The following is a 20345-nucleotide window of genomic DNA, read 5'->3' on the forward strand; positions in this document are numbered from 1 at the left end:
GGAATCGGTGATCGGTTTAAACCGGAATGAGCGATCGGATAATCCCGGAATCAGGGGTCGCAATACTCCGGAATATGCACTTGATGTGTTGGATTCTGCGGTCTGTCGGTTTGTCGATGTTTTCTCCGGTTACTGCCCCTTTCACATTGTATTCACATTTTATGGAATAGACTTCTTGCTATAAAAATATCATTAATGTACACAAATGTAACAAGAGGCAGAAAATGACATTAAAAAACAGTGCATTACTTTTAGGTGCACTTGTTAGCATCTCTCTACTTGGTACGACTTATATCGTCAATAGCAATAAGGCCAGTTATAGCCCATCGACGAACAAGCTTATGATCCCAGAGTTGATTGACACGAAACAGAATCGAGCCACTGAACTGGTTATACAAGAAGGTCGTCATGAGTTTTTTTCTGGAGTACCTAGTGAGACTAAGGGGGTGAATGGTGACTATTTAGGTCCGACAATCAAACTTTACCAAGGAAAGTCAACGCAAGTCACTTTTACCAATGACCTGAATGAAGCTACAACCATTCATGGGCATGGTTTGCATGTTGATGGACGATGGGATGGTGGTCCTCAGAATGTTATTATGCCTGGAAAATCAATAACATATAGTTACGAAATTATTCAGCAAGCAGGTACTAGTTGGTATCACCCCCATCTAATGGGTAAAACAGCAGAACAAGTACATGCTGGAGTCGCAGGTTTTATTATTATCGAAGATGACAACTCTGATTCGCTTGATGTTCCTTCCAGATATGGTGTTGATGATATTCCTATCGTTGTCCAAGACCGAAGTTTTGTTAATGGTGTTATGCGAAATTATTCTGTCTCTATGGAGCAGATTATGGAAGGTTTGAAAGAAGAAACATTAGTCGTTAACGGTCAGATTTCTCCATATTATGATGTGCCATCTGGTTGGATACGATTAAGGCTCTTAAATGGTTCTAATGCGAGGTATCACAGTTACACTTTAGAAAATGGTGATTCATTTTGGAAAATTGCAACAGATGGTGGTTTTCTAGAGTCGCCAGTAGAAATGACAAGTCTTGTGATGGCACCCGGAGAAAGAAATGAAATTTTGGTCAATATGGTTAATACTGCGAGCAATAGGGTGTTGGTTGAGTTTTTAGAAGACGAACAGAGCTTACTCTCATTTTTTAAAAACGATCATCAGGTAGCCCTTGAGCTACGTGTTGACGATTCGATTGAACCGCACCTTACTGTAGCGGATGTACTAAACGTTATTGAAGACATCGACCGAAATCAAGTATCCGTGGAGCGAAATTTCGTTCTTGAAATGGGTGAGGTGGAGGTAGAAGGCCTTGTATCGAGTCATAATCACCACTCCATGTTTTCTATCAATGGGCGGTCAATGGACATGAATACCATTAACCATTCTAGTAAGAAAGGGCAATACGAGCTGTGGCGAATTTCTGGGCAAGAGATGCGTCACCCATTCCACATGCATGGCACCTCATTTTTAATTGTATCTCAAAATGGTGCACCTCCTAATGAAGCAGACCGTGGTTGGAAAGACACGGTTGACGTTAATGAGGGGATCACCGAAGTGGTATTAAAATTCGATGTGACCGCATCTAAAGAGTATCCCTTTATGTACCATTGCCACATTCTGGAGCATGAAGATGCCGGAATGATGGGACAGTTTACCGTTGAATAACTTTATGTATGAACAGGTGATTCGTTGGATATCACGTTAGGAAAAATATGAAAACATCAAGACTAGAAGCGTTTAGCGATGGGGTTCTTGCCATCATCATTACCATTATGGTCCTAGAGCTTAAGGGACCTGAAGAATATACATGGTCAGCATTACTAGAAATATTACCAGTATTCGTAAGCTATATGGTGAGTTTTATATATGTAGGTTGTTATTGGAATCACCACCATCATTTGTTTCAATTACTTGAACGAGTGAACGGAAAAACGTTATGGGCAAATTTACATTTTTTATTTTGGCTGTCACTGATTCCTGTTGCGACCTCTTGGGTGGGGGAGAGCCATGAATCAGCTATTCCAATGGCGTTTTATGGAATGGTATTGTTAATGTCAAGTGTCGCTTTTCTTTGGCTAAACAGGGTTAGTATTGAGCATAATCATTGCCCTTCGTCTGGCTTAGGGTTATCCCATGTAGTTGACTATCTGGGAAAAAAGGCGTTGTTATCGATGACGATTTACGTAATCGGTATTGTTGCTGCTTTTCATTATTGGCCAATCAGTGTTATAGCTTACTTTATTGTTGTTTTCATGTGGCTAATACCGAGTAGAAAGATTGAAGAAAAATTGGCGTGATAGAGGGAGAACTCATCCTATTGTGTTTTAGGTTGTGGTGTTTATCTCGTTATCCTAAACGAATTTGATTACTAAATCGAGTATAGAAGAGCCAACGCAATGCTGGCTCTTAAAAGCTCAACAATCCTACTCTTGTGTAGTGTAACTGTGGCCGTTTTATATAAAAGCTGAGTGTTTTGTGTTTGGCTATTGTATCTTTGTAGTAAAGCAATGCTTAGCTCCCCTCAGCCACCAGAGATATATTTCTTTTCTTTGAGAGCTTGTGCAAAAACTCTAAAAGATAAACATAATTTTTATTCTTACGAAGGCTAGAGGTGATATTTTTATCAATTTTAATTGAGATAACGGTAGGTTATACGTCCCCTATGTCCAGGGCCGGATTTTACTTTGTTAACTCCATTAACTAAATAACAGCGCTGACCTAAAATCGTCGCTTCAGCCAGCCCGCTTCATCAACAGTTAAAAGGAACATGGCGAATTAAAAGGCCGCCAAGAGGCGGTCTTTATTATCATCTTACTTTTGCCGCGTAGATTAAATCTACAATAAGGAGATTTGTTTGATATCAAAGTGAGGGCTTGAGAAAAATTCATTTTCATATTCACCAGTAATTCTCACTTTATCATTATCTGAGAAGGATCCAACACTATCAGCTCTAAAATTGATAGTAGTTTCATCGACACCATCTGTAAACAAGAACTTTTGATCATTGACTTGCTTAATAATATAACGTTCTAACGTAAAGCTCTGGTCTTCAAACCAACTGTCTTTTTCTGACAATTCTGAGATAGTGACCAAATCGATTGGTCCCGTATAGTTAATGCTAGACTGAGTTGCAGTATGATACTCCCCCTTATCATGACCGCCATCAGATGCCAGCGCGGCACCGGAGCCAACCAATAAAGTAGAAAGAATAACAACGGTGGCTAAAGATTTCTTTCTGTCCGCCCGAATATTATTGATTTTTTCTTTTGCTGGTTCGACTAAATTTTGAATGTTCATATACAGCGCTAATTATTGATTTCAATTTTCTTTTAATCTGTACTTTACTGAACGCAGCTTAATGTTTAGTTAACCCATAATTCACATTACGTTCAGGTCTATAAAACAGCGGTAAGGGCGTAACATCACACAGAGGTAATCATACTCTTAAAAACCTGTACCTGTTACGTCAAATCGGCACCGAACAGACGTAATCATGTTACTTCCAAAGACAAGAATGCCTGGTATGGTGTGGGCTGTAAGACGGGCGAACGTCTTGCCCGCTACAACAAAGCCTAGAAGGGCCAGAAACCAACTCCTTTGTATTTAAAAATCATCCACCTCATCTAAAAATTCATCCAGATACTCTTCACCTTCCGGCTCTTCAGCAACACTTTCGCCACCTGTTGCACGGAAATTCTTGTTCTGGATGTAGGCATCCCGAGTGAATATGTATGGATCCGGCGAGTCTCTCAGCACACTTTCTTGAGAAACAAGTGCGGCGCGATCTTCCATGCCTTCAAAGACCCACTTGCCTAGGCTCTGCCAGAATGTCAGCAGGTTCAACGGGAAGTAGAGACCATCAACGGTATCACCAACGCCTTCACGCAGGGTTACTGGGCCATAGAGCGGGAGCATGAAATAAGAGCCATTGTCTACACCGTAATAACCCATTGAGTCACCGAAAGCCCGATTACCAGGTTTAGTGATACCTGCAGATGAGGCTATATCGATTAAGCCGGCTAAACCAAAGGTGGTGTTGATCCAGAAACGGTTAAAATGGGTAACAGCTTGCTCACCATCGAGCATGATAATGCTGTTGACCATATTCGCGGGCTCATCCAAGTTGGACAAAAAGTTGCGAATACCCGTTCTAACTGGGGATGGTATGTAATCCACATAGGCAATAGATACCGGACGCGCTAGATAAGGATCAAGATAATCGTAGTTAAGATCCCACATAGCACGGTTGAACCCTTCAAACGGGTCATAGGTGCCTTTGATATTGTACTGAGCATCTTGCTCGACGTATTCAGTGAGACCTTCTTCGTTTGGCGTTTCTGCACAGCCAGAGAGTCCCAAAACTAACAGAAAAGTTAAAATGGTCAAATTTTTCAATGGTTTATTCTGCATAAACAAAAAGCAGCATTAATAATGCTATATCGTTCATAAATATTAACGACAATTGCGTGAACAAAATGTTTAGAGCAACTTACTACTCGATGGTTAGGAAACTCAATATGAGCTAACCATTAAGGGGATTTGAAGTCCAACGCTACGAAATCGTACGCTAAGACCATTCGTCCAGATCTGATAGCTGCTTTAGCGGCCTGAGTTGTCCATTCATCACCTGCTCTGCCAGGGTGAACGATAGGGTTCTGTTGCAAAAATTTACTCAGGCTCAGAATTTCACTTTTCTGAATAAATAGTTGCCTTGAACTTTGCGCCATAAGCCGAAGACATCGGTACGCGGAAAAATCCCAATCCGGCGGATCTCATAAGGGGCCTGATGGAATAGTAGCGGACCGGAGTTGACAGCGACGGCAAACTGGTACCCGACATCCTGAGTAATAGATTTGGTGTCCTCGTCATGAAGACCAAACGGATAAGCAAAAGATGTCAGCGGCTTGCACAGAAGCTTTTCGAGCAGTTTTTATTATCGATGATTTCCTGATATTGCTCATCACGGCTAAGGTTGTCTAGTTTAGGGTGCGATATTGTGTGGCCACCAATTTCAGCCACGCTGGAGTCAGCCAGTGCCTTAATTTGTTCGTTTGTCATCAGGCTTACCTGAGTCTCGAACAGAAATGTGATTATGTAAATCAGGCAGAGCTATGGGAAAGAGTGACATCTTACCCCGGGAGATCTTATCAGTTGTCTTTTAGACTAGGTTAGCAGTGATGTTGAACGAAGATTGATAAGAAGTCAGCAGAGGGCATAGTACCGACAAGAGTAGGGAAGGCCTGAACCGAGATTTTAGATATACGATTGATTATATCTCAACACGATCGGAGTCTCAGACAAAGAGTCGAGAATCTACAGCTCCGTTGGCAATAATGGTGAAGTCGGAAATGGAACTATGGTCAACGAAGAGAGGCAAGTCGTAATGGCGTTGGATTTAAATGAAGAATATCTAAGCTAATCGCATGATTAGTTTCTCGGAACCGGCGTATGCGACCCACGCTTGTACGGTGGTGTGAGAAGACGGAGGCCGTGAGGCCATCTCCTACTCGATTCTGCAACTGACTCGTACACTTATAAATGATAAGGGTAACGTAAACATAAGCACCTCATGTTATTGATAACAATTATCATTGGTGATAAGTATTCCACTAACTAATAGGATGCTATCTTTAATACTCTCTGCTGTTATGACGTACCGATAGTTATTAAGCGGCATAAACGACTCATTTCTCCAGCGTTGTACACCAGCGTTTTGATATAAACCTTGTTTATTAAACATGGCTGTTGTTGTTGACAATATCCCCTAGTAAAACCTCATATGAATTAAAATGCGTATTTTGCTGAAAAGGTTAGGGGTTATGTTAAGAGCTAAACTGAGTCTGGCCATTTGTATGGCTATTGGTCTAACGTCTTGCGGGGGGGGATCGGGTGGAGGGGACGGCAAAACAACGCCAGCAGAGCCATCTGTACCTCAGGTTGAGACCAAACCTGATTTTTCCGTACTGGCTATCGACGGTTACCTGCATAAGGCGTTGGTATGTGAGGATATCAATCTTGACTTACAGTGTAGCGATGAAGAACTACTGGGCCGTACAGATGAAAACGGTAGGCTTAAGGGCAAAAGGCTGAATGAAAATGCCCCGTTATTGGTTACTGCAGTGCCGGGGATGACGATCGACAGTGATCGACCGAACCAAACAGTCGATCATGCCTTTGCTATGTATGGCTTGCCTGGCCAGGTTGCTGTTACCCCTTATACCCATCTAGCCTATTCTTTGGCAAAAGAATCTGCGGCTGGCGCTGAAATTACGCAAAGTATGTTTGCCACAGCGCAGGCTGACGTTGAGGCGATGATGAAGCGCACCTTGCTGCTTGATCAACATGCTGAGATGACCCAGGTTTGGGGGGATTATATATCGGCCAGGGGTTCCAGTTCTGGGCAAGAACTCCTTGCTCAAATTCACTTTGTTGCGAAGCTCATGGCAAAACTTCAGTCTCAGAAAGAGGTGGTAACAGATGTGTCAGATTATCTGACGGCTATTCCTGGTTATCAGTCAGATATAAACAGCATTGACTGGAGCAAACCTGTCCCGGAAGTGGCTTTAGATAAAGATGGTCAGTTGAATATCAACTATTCGCCAACAGTAAATCTGGATCTTAAGGCTGAGCTTGAAATGGAACTTGAGCAGGCAGGTTTCATTCAAGGCGAAGAGTACGGTGCTTATCTACAACTCGTTGAGCCCTATGGCCCTTCGTTGTTCAATGACGACAAACCTATTTCATTTTCCGCTATTACCTTGGATACAATGTTAGTCAACGGCCTGACATTGACATTAACCTCAAGTGAGAACTACGTTCAGCTTGCGGTTAAGGGGGTTGCTGAGGTAGCCGGGGCGGTCAGTATTCCGCTTACTTATACCGACAGTGATGGCGTTAAAGCGAAATTGACACTCGATTTCGAGGTGAAGCCAAGTGAGAAAAATCTCCCGCCTGTTGTGAATCAAAATGTAAAAGCTCAGATTGATAGTGATATTGCGAATCAGACCTGGCAGCAAAAACAGCCTGTCAGCATCAACACGAATGCATTGTTTAGCGATCCTGAAGGTAAGGAACTGATTATTACTGCCAACCTGCCTGCTGGTTTGAGCTATAACCCCGATACAGGGCTGATCCAGGGTGAACCAACGATAGCCGGGGCTGGGCAAATTATCTCTCTCATTGCGCAAGAAGCCACTAACCGTCAGTTTGTCGATGTTCAATTCTCTGTACCTGAGATATTACCGGCGAAAGGTGCATCCAATGACTTGATTGCAAAACTTGAGTCACAGCCGTACTACCTTGTCGAACGTCACTCCGTTGCATCAGATTTCTTGCACAGCCTCGCTTGCAAGCAGGTAACATTTGCCAATGGCAAGATACATGTAGTGGCGGGTAGCAGCGATTGTGAGGTTGCAAACGCAGAGAGTACCTTGTTAGGTGAGTATCAGGTACAAGATGGCAAAGTATTTGTGACCTATCAAGATGATGGTCGACGTGTCAGCTTCAGTGAATATCCGCAACCAGATATGGTTTGGGGAGCCTTCTTCATTCTTGAACAGGCCGAGGAAGAAAGCAACGAAGGGTTCAAGAAAGAGAGAGTTCTGCGATTTTACGACAATACGGTTGCAGCAGAGCAGGCCGGTAAACGTTCAAAAGGGCAATTCTTGTTCAATGGTAAGTTAGAGTCGGTTGAAGCCAGGGCCTATCGCTATTGGGATAATGATACAACAGTGTTCGTTTCAGCAGAGATCAGCTTTAAGGACCGCGATTGCTACCCATTATTCTGGCCACAGTCACTCTGGGATAAGGACCAATATTACCTTACGGATATCGTGAAAGCGTCTTTTGCTATAGAGGGATATGCACAGGGAACCGTAACTACATCAGTGGCGCATGATAACGGTTTTGACTGCATTATAAAGGCCAGTTTTGCTGCTGATGCTGCAACGGATAATCCGTTAGCCCAGTTAATGCCGCTTAACTCTGCTCATTTTGAGCTCAAGCCCGATTGGGTTGGAGAGATGGAAGCGATAGTGCTGTCGACGCCAATTGGTCAGCCAACGTGGGACAATACGGATTTACACTCTTTGGATCTTGATACTTACTACATCGTAGCGACCAGAAAACAAAATGAGACCTCAGGTGGATCACCGGATACTCAGCGCAATGAACTTTACAAAGTGACAAGCCAAGGTGACGGCAGTTGGCATTTTGAACAGTGGCAGGACAGTCAATGGGCACTTGAAGACCAAATCAAGGCTGTGAGCTATCACTATGACAAGTCGAAGACAAATGCACGTGGCATCCTTGTTTTTGGGCCTAGCGATAGTTGGATACATGATTTGAGTAAGGCTCAGCAGGAGCTGTATACCAAGCAGGATCCGTCAGCAAAAGAAGGGGCGATTCTGGGAGCCCCAGACTATAATCTTGGGCGTATTTACTCTGATTTTAACAATGCCTTAATGGATTATGAGCAGGATGCCGTGGCATCGCAGTAAAGGGCTGCCTATGTATTATTTGGGGCAGAACAGGTTTATATGACCTACCTCATCTAGTGTTGCCTTTAGCAAACAAGCCAGCATTTCTGCTGGCTTGTTTATTAGGGCTAATAGTTTGCCAGGGCTAGCCTAGTCGATGAGAGTAAATTCCAGTTGATAAGCATCCGGAGTATCTGTGTAGATGCTTTCTCCCTGTTTCCACATCAGGAGCTCTGCTTTGAACATCCCGTCGGTATTGAGTTGGTCGGTCATGCGTAACAAGTACTGACTAGGAATACTGTTGTTGTTACCAAACTCATTATCAACCCAGTTACCTTCGCAGTAGGCAGTCACTACGATATCACCACCGGTATTATGGGTTAAATCCATCGCGACACTGTTAAGATCTTTATCCCAGCAGAAAGATGAATTAAGTGCAGTATAGTCAGTAGTCGTACTTTCTGAGAACGTAAAGTTATTACCATTGTTAAACAGTAAACTCATCAATTCCGAAGGTAAGTTGTCGCTCGTAACTGTCCATTTTACTGTTTCATTGAAATAGCTTTGTGAAAATGCAGGCATGTTATTTAAATGAGCCTGCTCATCAACCAACACAGTTTGCTCTGCAGTATCAAGACCCTGTACTTTCCCTGAATATTGAACAGATGTATCCACAGATACCGTTGTCTTTGGTCCTAAATCTGCGGTCAAAGCATGATTTGTATCTGGTGTAATCGGGAAGAACTTAGTATCTGCTGTCATGACTTTACGCGATTCATCCCAAGCTTGCTTCACTGTTACTACAGGTACCGGCTGGTTGTTCTCATCCAGGAACGGTAAGTTCAGTGTCACATTATCCTGACGGTTATTATCCCACTGTTGCGAGTGATCGGTCGGGGAAATAACAATGTCATACGTTTCCGATGAGCTGCTATTGTCAAACTTTTCGGAAGCGAATCCCGGAGCATATTTCCCCCAACTAACTGGGTTCCATTGACCAAGTAACTTAATTGTTGAGGTATTCTCATCTGTTTTCTGAGAAGGTCCAGGCCAGAATGGGTCACTAACTAGACGATGAAGGTAGCCTTCTGCATCGACATAGTTTTCACTTAGAGAATTAAATGGGCTTCTGTCTAGTTTAAATGATGACTTACTCTTGGCATCCCAGTCTTTATAAATATTGGTTCCTTGCCCGCCATCTAAAGTCCAGTAAAACTCTCGATTCTCAAAATAGGCAATGTAGTCAGTGTTAATAGGCTGGGTTATATCATCATTCGGCTTTTTATACTCTGACATGGCATCTGTGGAGACAAAGCCTTTTACTTTATCTTTATGGTTGCCAAACTCGCGTATCTGGACCATATCAACACAGGTGTCGAGATCCTCTCCATTCTTGTATTTGGCTAATTCAGCAGAGAGATCTAAGTTATTACAATATTCACGTTTCTGGATCGCACCACCCTCTGCAGACGGGTCACCTTCGTTGTAAAGCTCTAGCTGAGAAATCGATAATTCACCTTGCTTATTGACCTTATAATTACCGCTGGTAAGCTTTTCGCCTTTCAAGTCAAAACTGCCGTCCTGGTTGTAATCAAATTCCCAAGTGGTATGTATTTCTAACGTATTATCTGTCCAAATTTTATCTTCTTGGTAAGTTTGCAGCTTGGATGACAAATCCTGTTGACCTGAACCATCTAATAGCCATTGCTGTCCTTCATATCGCTCGATGGTTTTTCCATTTACGAGCTTAGATAAATATACATATTCTTCATAACGTTCAATATACTCATTGGTATGATAAGCATATTGGTACACATTCCATACAATAGGTTTAATTGTTTGCCACTCAGAATAGGCAGGATCGCTTTTTAGTGTTTTCCTTATTTCCGCAGCACGTTGACGCCACTGCTTACTTTTTTCAGCTTTTGAAACGATCGCAGTTACAATGTTGTTTTGCGTTCCCAGATAATTGCCGAACAAGATTTTGTCTGATACAGCAGACATTTTGTTCATTTCTTTTACTTCGGGGATCACCTGAGCAACAACGGCTTCAATATCCTGACCTTGTCTTGCACCTTTCAAAATAACTTTATCGGTTACCTGAGTCGTAAAAGGTGAGATATATACAGATTGTCGGTCTGACGAGAGAGCTAGAAGTGTCTGGTAGCTTGGTGTCGTTGTGCTTTCCGATGACTTTTCAGACTTTGTTGGTGCCGAGCTTGGCTCGATTTCAACAGTTACAACTGCACGAGATAATTGGTTAAGATACGACTCTGGCACGTCGAATTTAAAATTACCATTTGTATCTGTTTTTGTCGTGAAGCCACTTTCGCAAGACTGCAGGATATTAAAGTCTAAGCAAACGGCTGCGTTGCTAATATAATCAGAATCAAACGCTGAACCTGATACTTTAAATGTACTCGCATCCGGCTGCGTCTTTGGTGACTGACTATCACCTCCACCACATCCTGTGAGTAATGCAGAAGCCACTGATAAAGCTAATATGGTTTTATTATTCATAATTATTCTTTGTTGATAGGCAAAAAGATTCACCAAAATAATGCCCGCAAGGTTTTATATCTTCAAATTGCATATCCTTAAATATTGCTGCGATCACTTTATGTATGGGTGAAAAATAAATGCAACAGAGAAATGTAATTTATAAAATAATTGCATACAGTTTAAATTAATTGTGTAGACGACAAAGTGTGATCGTATGCAATATATGTTGGCTTTGGGTGATTGTTATTACTTTGCTGAAGTGTTCGATAGTTATTAAAGACTACTTGATCTTATATCTTCTCTCCAACACTCGGCTATATAATCGATGAATTGGCGAACAACAGGGAGCTGATAGCTTCTCGATAAGTAGACAGCCCAAAGTGAATGGTTTGGAATGGTGTAGTCAGTCAGCAAAGGGATGAGCTGGCCACTGCTTTTCCGTGAGTGGCTATGCTGTTGCTATGATTGACGAGCTAGAGGCCGGCAATTACCCAAATCAGCGTATTGGTGTGGCTTACTAGAGTGTACATATTCGCTGCCATGTTTAGCCGCTACATACAAAAACGCCTCCCGGAAGGGAGGCGTCGATGGTTAATTGCAGGCAGGATTAGCCAAATAGGTAGGTATACAGGTAACCAGCTCCGATAGCCATACCGAGGATAACGGTAAGGAATGCGGCTATCATTTGGTTTTTGAAGATAGACTTCAGCAGAATAACTTCGGTTAAGCTTGCCCCCGCGCTGCCGATGATCAGTGCCATTACCGAGCCAAGAGCCATCCCTTTCTGTACCAACGCAGCACTTAGCGGAATAACAGCTTCTGCGCGAATGTATAGAGGAATACCAATTACCGCGGCAACAGGAATCGCATACCAGTTAGCGGCACCCGCATATTTCGCAATCATGTCCGTCGGGATGAAGCCGTAAATGAACGAGCCAAGCAAGATACCTGCAAGCAAGTAAGGAAATACTTGTTTAAAGTCCTTCCATGTTGCACGCCATACACGCATCCAACGACTCTCTTCTTTGACGGTTAAAACCGCTTCGCCACACGCATTGACCTCGACTGAGGCGCTTGAATCACAGCGTGATGTTGTTGCCGGCGCTGACTTTGTAGCACAACTTGATACTGCAGGCTTGGCATCACCACAAGAAGATGCAGGAGCTGTCTCACCGCAAGATGTACCACAGCTAGAGCCGCTATCTGCTGTCTCGTAAGCTTCTTTACGTACATATCGCTCGAAGCCCAGTTTTTCCAGTACAAAACCTGCTGTTACCGATACCACCATTGCAACAAGGAAATAGAAAACAGCGACTTTGACACCGAAGGTCACGACGAACAGACCGATAATGACAGGGTTTAATAATGGGCTACCAAACAGGAATACCATCATCGGACCAAAACCTGCACGGGCTCGAAGCAGACCTTTCAGGAAAGGGATCGTCGAGCAAGAGCAAAATGGTGTAATCGCACCAAGTAGCGCTGCAATCACATACCCTTTGCCTTTGCGAGAGCTTAGGATTGACTGGATTTTCTCGGGAGTTAGGAACTCCTGCAGAATACCAACCAGATAGCTGACGACAAGAAAGAGAATGGTTAGCTCTGCGGCTAGGAACACAAACATGTCTGCCGCTTCTTTTAACATCGTAATAATTTCAGGACTCATAACCGTTGCCTAGTAAGAAGTAATGTTTCGACATGTGTGGAAATATAGGGGGAAGGTTGATAACTGTCAATACGTTATTTCTAGATTTATCGAATTAGTGGCAGTGTTAGATTTAAGGTATTGATAAGTAAACTTTAATCTCTTTGAGCTTCTTGCCGTCGACTAAAGGTTAGCGTGTTAAAGCTTAACGGATGATTATCTTTCATGTTTCCATAGGTAGTTGGAAGGTAAGTCTTACAGTGTTTATTCATTTGTTTTTCACGGCTTGTGGAGCAATATCTATTTATGTGGTGAATGAATTCAATACAAATTGATGAATTTGTGATACCGATTCTTTTTCTCTGTTACTAAATGATTACAATTGCACAGCATTTAAGTGATTATCGAGGCTAATGTGGCAACGCTAAAGGACACCGTTAGGCAACTTCACAGAAAATTGTTGGATTCTGGCTTAGCAGAACTAAGCCGGATCTCGATTGCTTTGCTTGATGAGGAGCATATTCGTACATATGTCGACTCGACGGTGGGAAGTGTTGCTCTCAGTCATCATAGCAAAAGGCTCAACACCTCGTTGTCATTGAGTCAATTAGTGCAGACTAGAAAACCCAGGGTGGTCGATGACTACTCTTGTTACCTTGAATACAAAAAGGGCGGGGCAAATGCATGGCTGATGAGGAACAAATTGTTTTCATCTTATACTGTTCCAGTTTTCTTCAGTGGTGACTTTCTTGGCTTTATATTCTTTAATTCAAAGAGAAAATCATACTTTGACGAACAAATGTTGGCGTTGTTGAGGGATGCTGTTGAGGAGATACAAACAGGCATCTATCAAGAAAGGATTATGTTTGACAAGATTGTTTCTTTGAGCAAGTTTGCTGATAAAGCTTCTGAGATCAGGGACAAGGGGACTGCGCTGCATTGTATTCGCTTGATGGAGTTAACACGTATAATATCTTCCTATGTCGCCAACACTGTCGAGATTACAGATCGGGAAATGTATTACCTCATCAAGTTTTCTCCGTTGCACGATATCGGCAAGATCGGCATTCCCGATAACATACTGTTAAAAGCAGGACCTTTAACGACCGATGAATATGCTGTCATGAAGCGGCATGTTGAGTATGGCCTGGAAATGGTCAATGCTGTTTGTGATGATAAGGTCAGGCAGCATGATGCATATCAAATGATCCGGCATATTATAGGAGTCCATCATGAGATGCTTGACGGTTCAGGATATCCGAATGGATTAGCAGCGGATGAAATTAATATTTTTTCACGAATTGTTACCGTTGCAGATATATTTGATGCTCTGACCAGTGAGCGCCCCTATAAAAAAGCTTGGTCAGTTGAAGAAGCGCTTTATGAGCTAAATAAAATGGTTCAAAGGAATAAACTTGATCCGCTTTGTGTGGAGGCGTTGGTGCTTTATTTTAATAATGTAAGTGAAAAGGGTTCAGCTGCATCTATTGATAATAGATGTGTTATTTCTGCCTGATAATAGATGTTTACGCGCTAAATCAAAAGATGATAGCTTACATATCAGGGGGGATGATATGCCATTTATTAGTGCATAGCGTACATTTTAGTAAAGTTTATAAACTTGGAACGAACTTTAACGTAGTAATTGTTGATGGTTTATAGGTAGAAATTCCATTTTTTGCTTCGGTCCAGATAGGGCGGCAGTGGGCTGGATGTTGAGAAAACCCATTGATTGTGCTCCCATTTGGCGACAAATTTCGCTAACTCGTCAACATTTCTTCCTGTCCCGCGCAGTACTTTCCCACCGCAATCCGGACACGGCTTTAAGTCTGACTGGGCAGATGCCATAGCCGTTCGGTTACACTTAGAACAAACGGTTACCGCCTTGTGTTGACCAATATGAATGTATGCATTTGGTTTTATTTGCTTTACTGGGTCTTTAGAGTGAATGCAGCGAACAGTGGCTAAGTCGCTTTTTCTCACTTTATTTGAAGAGGCAACGTTGTCCTGTTTATTCTTCTTATTTGTGCGACCAAATAGCTTTGATAGCATATTGCATCCCTTGCATAGTCTGTCAGTTAATACTTTATATCTGCCCAAGATTTTGTATTTTAAGTAAAAATGCTTATTTAGCTTATCTCTGGTTAGGCTAAATAAGCATATGGTAGCGTTTAAACCTGTCGTCAATTTAATGCTGGGCTCTCTTTATCTGCTTAAAATAGTATCAACAATTCACGTTATGGTGCAATGATAAATTACTCATTTCATTGAAAAATAGATTTGTGACGAAAAAGTATTTATTTCATGCATTATTAATAATGATGTTTAGTGATGTTATTCTAAATATATAAAAAATAATAAGAAATATAGGTTAATGCCATATAGGCCTATAATGTGTAGAGTAGTTGCTGGGCGTCATCACGCAACGAGGCGAATACTATGCCTGTGCTTACTGTTTATCCTCCGACTGAACAACAGCTCCATCCGGTAAAAGTGTGGACCACTGATATTGATGTGCAGACTGGCGAGCAGCTTAAAAGAACCGCTTCTTTGCCGTTCATTTATCATCATGTTGCCGGAATGCCTGATGTCCACCTGGGTAAAGGGGCGACGATTGGCAGTGTTATTTCGACGGTGAAAGCTATCATACCCGCCGCTGTCGGTGTCGATATTGGTTGCGGTATCAATGCTGCTCGTCTGTCGCTGACAGCTTCGGACCTGCCCGATAATCTCAAAGAACTTCGCTACGCAATTGAGTCGGTTATTCCGGTTGGACCTGGCCATGAGCACCAGACTGCCAAGATCAGGGGAGACTCTGAGTTGGCCAAGGGGCTGGACAAGATCGTGCAGGAAAATCCGGAGTTACGAAAAATGATTAAACCGGGGCGCTGGGCATATCAAGCAGGCACGTTGGGAGGAGGAAACCACTTTTTCGAACTCTGCCTCGATGAGTCGGATAACTTATGGGTCATGCTGCACTCTGGAAGCCGGGGGATAGGCAATGCGATTGGTCGCTATTTTATTGCCCAGGCCAAACGGGATATGGAGCGGCATCATATTCACTTGCCTGATGCAGATTTGGCTTATATCCAGGAAGGTGCTCGTTATTATCACGGTTACATCGAGGCGGTGAGCTGGGCACAGGAATATGCTCGTATAAACCGTGAACTGATGATGAAGGCTGCGCTTCGGATCCTCGCTCGTTACCTGCCAGACTTTTCAGTAACCCAAGAAGCGATTAACTGCCACCATAACTATATTGAACGTGAAGTGCATTTTGGCCGAGAAGTATGGGTAACCCGTAAAGGAGCGATTCGGGCTGCGATGGGGGATTTGGGGGTGATCCCCGGCAGTATGGGCACCTGTTCTTACGTTGTGCGCGGAAAAGGCAATCCGGAGTCATTTTTCAGCTGTAGCCATGGCGCTGGTCGAAGGCTGTCTCGCACTCAGGCGAAAAAGCAATACACGGTGCAAGATCTGAGAGAGCAGACAGCCGGTGTTGAGTGCCGTAAAGACAAAGGTGTGATAGATGAGATCCCACAAGCATACAAGGATATAGATACGGTAATGAAAAACCAGAGTGACTTGGTTGAGGTGGTCCATGCCCTGCGACAGATAGTCAATATCAAGGGTTAATTATACTTATAACAAAGGCTGGTTACTCGACCGTCAAGTGATAGCGGATCTGGTTATGGTATTACCGCAGCAGCAACTTTCATATACGCAAGGCGTGGATCATCTATTTCAAACATTATTAAAGCAGCATGAGCGAGTTCTGTTGTTCGGTCCGACAGGTGCCGGTAAAAGCTATATGGCGGCCGAATTGGCAAGGCGATTGAGTGCTGCTGATCAGTCGTGTGTTTGCCTAAGTGCAGATCCCGGGTCACCAAAGTTCGGTGTGCCGGCGGCGGTTAACATCGGTATCTGGAGAGATGACCTGTGGCGATTAGCTGACTTTGAAGCTTTATGTAGCCTGGATGCAGCACGTTTTCGCTTACCGTTGGCAGAGGCGGTGAGTCGTTTGCTCCTAAGAACCACCATAAAGCACTCCTTGCTTATTGATGCCCCAGGGATGACCAGGGGAGTGGCGGCGGCAGAGTTGCTAACCACTTTAATAAACCTGACGGCTGCAACGGTACTGGTTGTATTGGATGACAATCAGGACGGTTCAATTGACCTGGCCCCCGAGATTGGCAGCATCAACCTCCCAGTTATATGGATTTCAAGTTCAGAAGATGCCCGTGCTCCCGGCCGATTTCAGCGTTTAACATGGCGTACACAACTGTGGGATTCCTATATGGACGGTGCAGAGGAAACCATTTTGCCGATTGATAGCGTCGCTGTGCTGGGTACGCCTCCTCCGATTAAAGAACCGGAAAAATGGTGTGGCCGATTGATCAGCCTGAGTGATGAAGACGGATTGATCAGCATGGGGGAAGTGCTGGAGTTGGAGCAGGGTAATATTAGGTTACGGTGTCATGAGTTGGGACGATTGCCCTCTCAATTGTTACTGCGTGACGCATGGCACTTACCGGGGCAAAAACTGGTGACGGTCAATCACTGGAAGAAGGCCGAATCAGATACAACTGCATTTAAAGGCTCTTCGTTAGTGTATCCGTCAGACCATCGAGAGTCAGTTAGCTGCACTCAGATCCGCCGCAGGGATATCACAGCGGAACTGGTAAATAGTCTGTTCGAAGATCCACTGTTATTGCTCAAAACCAACTGGAGTCGGCGCTGCCTGCTGTTTGATCTTGGCAATACCTCACGGCTCCCCATGCGCCACACTCATAATGTCAGCCATATCTTCATTACGCATGCCCACTTTGATCACATTGGTGGCTTCATGGGGTTGCTTCGGGTTCGGCTGGGCGCACCCGCCTCTTGCACCCTGTATGGCCCACCGGGCTTGGCACGACATATTGCCGGTATGCTTAGCGGTATCTTGTGGGATCGTATTGGTGATAACGGTCCAGAATTTAACATTGCAGAGCTGCATGGAGAGGTATTACGTTGTTTTTGCCTTAGGGCCGGGGCGGAAGAGATTATCGTGATGCCTGACAGGCGAGTGAAGAGCGGTATCATTCATCAGGAGGAGCGTTTTTTGGTACGCGCCGTGGAGCTGGATCATGGTACGCCTGTGCTGGCTTATGCTTACGAGCCTGTGTCTGCTGTTGTTGTCAGTGAAGATGCTCTCTCTGAGCTTGAGTTACAGCCAGGCCCCTGGTTGGGTAAACTCAAATACGCCTATATGGCGGGGGAGCATGGCCTCACGGTTACATTACCTAACGGAGAAAATCGGTTGGTAGGGGATTTGGCGGGCCAGCTGCTCTGTACACAGGCAGGTAAAAAGCTCGTCTATGCCACAGATCTTGCCGATACGATTCAAAATAGGGATAAGCTGATAGCTTTGGCACGCCATGCCGGCACACTGATTTGTGAAGCCTCATTTTCCCGGGATGACCAGTTTCGGGCAGTCAATAACGGTCATTTGACGACTACTGCCTGCGGTGAAATTGCCGCTGCCGCCGATGTTGAGCAGCTAATGCCGTTCCACTTTTCACGTCGTTATGAAGGTGATCCTGAAAAAATGTATCGCGAAATAGAAGATGTCTTTTCGCGTGTTATCAGAATTGCCTGACCGCCTTTGTTACAGAGTTATCAGGCCGTGAACTGAGTGATGCTCAACGGCCTGAAATGCGTTGTAGCGCTACTTGTCAGTTGTGCCAATAATCAGTTGTATCGGTCAGTTACCGAGCTGAATCCTGGCAAAATGGCTATTGGATTGGCTGATATTGATAGCGCTTAATTCAATGCTGGAGCGTAATAAGCCCTCAGAGATATCAATACCAAACTCAGCCAGCACACTGCCCGAAAGCCTAGGAGTGATGGGAGCGTAGCTTAGCACCACCTGACGAAGAATGTTGCCTACCACAAAGCAGGTGTTCCTCACATGTTGGCTATCTCGTCCTTTGCTGATAAGCCAAGGTGTACGCTGGTGGAAAAAGGTATTCAGCTGATCAAGGATTTGCTTGAGAATTAAAGTGGCCTGATATAAATCATATTCCTTATAAGAGTGAATGACTCTTTCAAGCTCATTCTGACAGGAGGCCAGCAACTGCTCACAGTCATCATCGAGGGTATGTTTGATGGTTTCTTCTAATTGCCCATCAAAGTACTTCAATATCAGGGTGTTATTTCGCTTCACCAAATTGGCAAGGTTATTGGCAAGATCGGCATTAACTACCTCGGTCAGTTCTTCGATGGCGACATTGCCATCGCGGAAAAGAGGTTTCTGTCTTACCAGCGCATAACGAAGGCCATCAGAGCTAAGCTGGTGGCTGAAGGTATTGGGGTTAACCGTTGTTTCAGGATTGGATTTGGATATTTTTTGCCCGTTTATTGTCCACCAACCATGAACCACTAGTTTTTCAGGTAAAGGCAGCTCAAGAGCGAGTAAGAAGGCTGGCCAATATAACGCGTGAAACTTAAGAATGTCTTTTCCCAAGACATGGACTGTCTGAGATATTGATTGGTTAGCGTTACCTGTTTGCTGGATAGCGGTGATATAACTGAATAGGGCATCAATCCAGACATACACCGTGTGCTCGTTATTGTTAGGGACTTTGATCCCCCATGCGTTGTTAATTCTGGATACCGAGAGATCTTCCAGCGGGCCTTCTTGAAGCAATGAAACAATAGAATCTTGAAAATGTTTAGGGGTAATGAGCTCAGGGTGTGTCAGATAGTATTCCAGCAATCGCTGGCGGTATTTTTCCAACCGGAACAGATACGTCTCTTCTTCAACCGTTTCAACTTCCCTTCTATGCACTGGGCAAAGGTTACCTTCCAATTCTCGAGGAGAGTAAAATTGCTCACAGGCAACACAGTATTGTCCTGAGTATTTTCCCAGATAGATATCGTTATTCTCGAATAATTGTTGCCACACAGCGCTGATATGATCTTTATGCTCTTGCTGGGTGGTTCGAATGAAAATATCGGGGTGAATATCCAGTTCCGGCCATAATCCCGAGAAAACAGCGGCTTTAGTATCAACAAACTTTGTGACATCTGTTCCTGCTGATTGTGCCGTAGAAGCGATCTTCAGCCCGTGCTCATCTGTACCGGTAATGAATACATTTTTCTGCCCTGTTAACTGTCTGAAGCGATGGAATATATCGGCAATGATCCCACTATAGGCGTGGCCGAGATGCGGATCGCCATTGGCGTAGAAAATAGGGGTGGTTACAAAAGATGTCATCAGTGTGTCTCCTTGGGTTAACTTTCAAAACCGGAAGGGAACAGACACCTATTTTGCCAACGAACCATTCCAGTTTGTGATAATTGGAATGGTGTTGCTTTTATGGTTTGTTAGAACAAGCAGCCCATCCCTCGCAGCATTCGCTGTGAAGGCATGTGCATCATTGAAGTTTGGCGCAAAATTTTCTCGTTCATGTTCTTTACGCTACCAGAGGCTTAAATGTCATACAACCATTATGTTACTGATTTCTTATTAATTTGATGAAGTTGCACTAATGTAAAGAAACAAAGTATGAGGTAGAAGTAAGCCTTTCATTTTATTTGTTTTTAAATTTCATTGTGTGATTTTTCACCACTTAGTGGCGATTAATCCGCATGGATTATTTATTATTGATAAGTTTAACATTATATTAACCTTCTATTGGTTGAACACGG

13 protein-coding genes and 3 pseudogenes are annotated in these 20345 nt (G+C 43.7%); 8 read left to right on the forward strand and 8 right to left on the reverse strand.

What is annotated here, in order from left to right; genetic code table 11:
• From BIT28_RS29795 to BIT28_RS06095, 3 genes are all read left to right on the forward strand, one after another.
• Nucleotides 1-184 (forward strand): hypothetical protein (locus BIT28_RS29795; protein ID WP_217696620.1); only part of this gene is annotated, 184 nt, incomplete at its 5' end.
• Between the two features lie 40 nt (nucleotides 185-224).
• On the forward strand, nucleotides 225-1691 hold the full coding sequence (locus BIT28_RS06090) for a multicopper oxidase family protein (protein ID WP_075762756.1): 1467 nt from the start codon (nucleotides 225-227) through the stop codon (nucleotides 1689-1691).
• Between the two features lie 47 nt (nucleotides 1692-1738).
• Entirely contained in the window at nucleotides 1739-2323 is a 585-nt protein-coding gene (locus BIT28_RS06095; RefSeq protein ID WP_075762757.1) for a TMEM175 family protein, read from the forward strand.
• Between the two features lie 538 nt (nucleotides 2324-2861).
• On the opposite strand, the gene BIT28_RS06100 is transcribed toward BIT28_RS06095, so the two are convergent.
• The 3 genes and pseudogenes from BIT28_RS06100 to BIT28_RS28980 all read right to left on the reverse strand — a co-directional run.
• On the reverse strand, nucleotides 2862-3323 hold the full coding sequence (locus BIT28_RS06100; protein ID WP_075762758.1) for a YgiW/YdeI family stress tolerance OB fold protein: 462 nt from the start codon (nucleotides 3321-3323) through the stop codon (nucleotides 2862-2864).
• Between the two features lie 306 nt (nucleotides 3324-3629).
• The gene (locus BIT28_RS06105) at nucleotides 3630-4421 is read right to left on the reverse strand and encodes an MlaA family lipoprotein (protein WP_245823657.1); all 792 of its coding nucleotides are present in this window, start codon (nucleotides 4419-4421) and stop codon (nucleotides 3630-3632) included.
• 283 nt (nucleotides 4422-4704) lie between these two features.
• Nucleotides 4705-5102 (reverse strand): annotated as a pseudogene (locus BIT28_RS28980) (polysaccharide deacetylase family protein); the annotation flags it as partial.
• A 743-nt stretch (nucleotides 5103-5845) separates the two neighbouring features.
• On the opposite strand from BIT28_RS28980, the gene BIT28_RS06120 reads away from it, so the two are divergent.
• Nucleotides 5846-8524 carry an Ig domain-containing protein gene (locus BIT28_RS06120; protein ID WP_075762761.1) on the forward strand — a complete coding sequence of 893 codons (2679 nt, stop codon included), beginning with the start codon at nucleotides 5846-5848 and terminating at the stop codon, nucleotides 8522-8524.
• A 129-nt stretch (nucleotides 8525-8653) separates the two neighbouring features.
• On the opposite strand, the gene BIT28_RS06125 is transcribed toward BIT28_RS06120, so the two are convergent.
• Complete coding sequence (locus BIT28_RS06125; protein ID WP_075762762.1) at nucleotides 8654-11023, reverse strand: hypothetical protein; 2370 nt, start codon at nucleotides 11021-11023, stop codon at nucleotides 8654-8656.
• Nucleotides 11024-11278: 255 nt separating this feature from the next.
• Nucleotides 11279-11437 (reverse strand): annotated as a pseudogene (locus BIT28_RS29925) (LysR family transcriptional regulator); the annotation flags it as partial.
• 5 nt (nucleotides 11438-11442) lie between these two features.
• On the opposite strand from BIT28_RS29925, the pseudogene BIT28_RS29260 reads away from it, so the two are divergent.
• Nucleotides 11443-11526: pseudogene (locus BIT28_RS29260) on the forward strand (NAD(P)-dependent oxidoreductase); the annotation flags it as partial.
• 86 nt (nucleotides 11527-11612) lie between these two features.
• Here the strand turns inward: BIT28_RS29260 and BIT28_RS06130 are convergent.
• Complete coding sequence (locus BIT28_RS06130) at nucleotides 11613-12671, reverse strand: permease (protein WP_075762763.1); 1059 nt, start codon at nucleotides 12669-12671, stop codon at nucleotides 11613-11615.
• A 394-nt stretch (nucleotides 12672-13065) separates the two neighbouring features.
• Between BIT28_RS06130 and BIT28_RS06135 the strand changes: the two genes are divergently transcribed.
• Nucleotides 13066-14166, forward strand: a complete 1101-nt coding sequence (locus BIT28_RS06135) for an HD domain-containing phosphohydrolase (protein WP_175577495.1) — start codon at nucleotides 13066-13068, stop codon at nucleotides 14164-14166.
• Nucleotides 14167-14306: 140 nt separating this feature from the next.
• On the opposite strand, the gene BIT28_RS06140 is transcribed toward BIT28_RS06135, so the two are convergent.
• Nucleotides 14307-14702 (reverse strand): hypothetical protein, encoded by a 396-nt coding sequence (locus BIT28_RS06140; protein ID WP_075762765.1) that lies wholly within the window; start codon nucleotides 14700-14702, stop codon nucleotides 14307-14309.
• Between the two features lie 387 nt (nucleotides 14703-15089).
• On the opposite strand from BIT28_RS06140, the gene BIT28_RS06145 reads away from it, so the two are divergent.
• Both BIT28_RS06145 and BIT28_RS06150 read left to right on the forward strand, forming a co-directional pair.
• Nucleotides 15090-16286 carry an RtcB family protein gene (locus BIT28_RS06145; RefSeq protein WP_075762766.1) on the forward strand — a complete coding sequence of 399 codons (1197 nt, stop codon included), beginning with the start codon at nucleotides 15090-15092 and terminating at the stop codon, nucleotides 16284-16286.
• Nucleotides 16287-16341: 55 nt separating this feature from the next.
• Nucleotides 16342-18291, forward strand: coding sequence for a Clp1/GlmU family protein (locus tag BIT28_RS06150; RefSeq protein ID WP_075762767.1), 1950 nt, complete (start codon nucleotides 16342-16344; stop codon nucleotides 18289-18291).
• A 105-nt stretch (nucleotides 18292-18396) separates the two neighbouring features.
• Here BIT28_RS06150 and BIT28_RS06155 read toward each other — a convergent pair whose 3' ends face one another.
• On the reverse strand, nucleotides 18397-19911 hold the full coding sequence (locus BIT28_RS06155) for a class I tRNA ligase family protein (protein WP_075762768.1): 1515 nt from the start codon (nucleotides 19909-19911) through the stop codon (nucleotides 18397-18399).
• Between the last annotated feature and the right edge of the window lie 434 nt (nucleotides 19912-20345).

Origin of the sequence: Photobacterium proteolyticum (assembly GCF_001939735.1) — a bacterium.
Taxonomy (GTDB): Bacteria; Pseudomonadota; Gammaproteobacteria; order Enterobacterales; family Vibrionaceae; genus Photobacterium; species Photobacterium proteolyticum.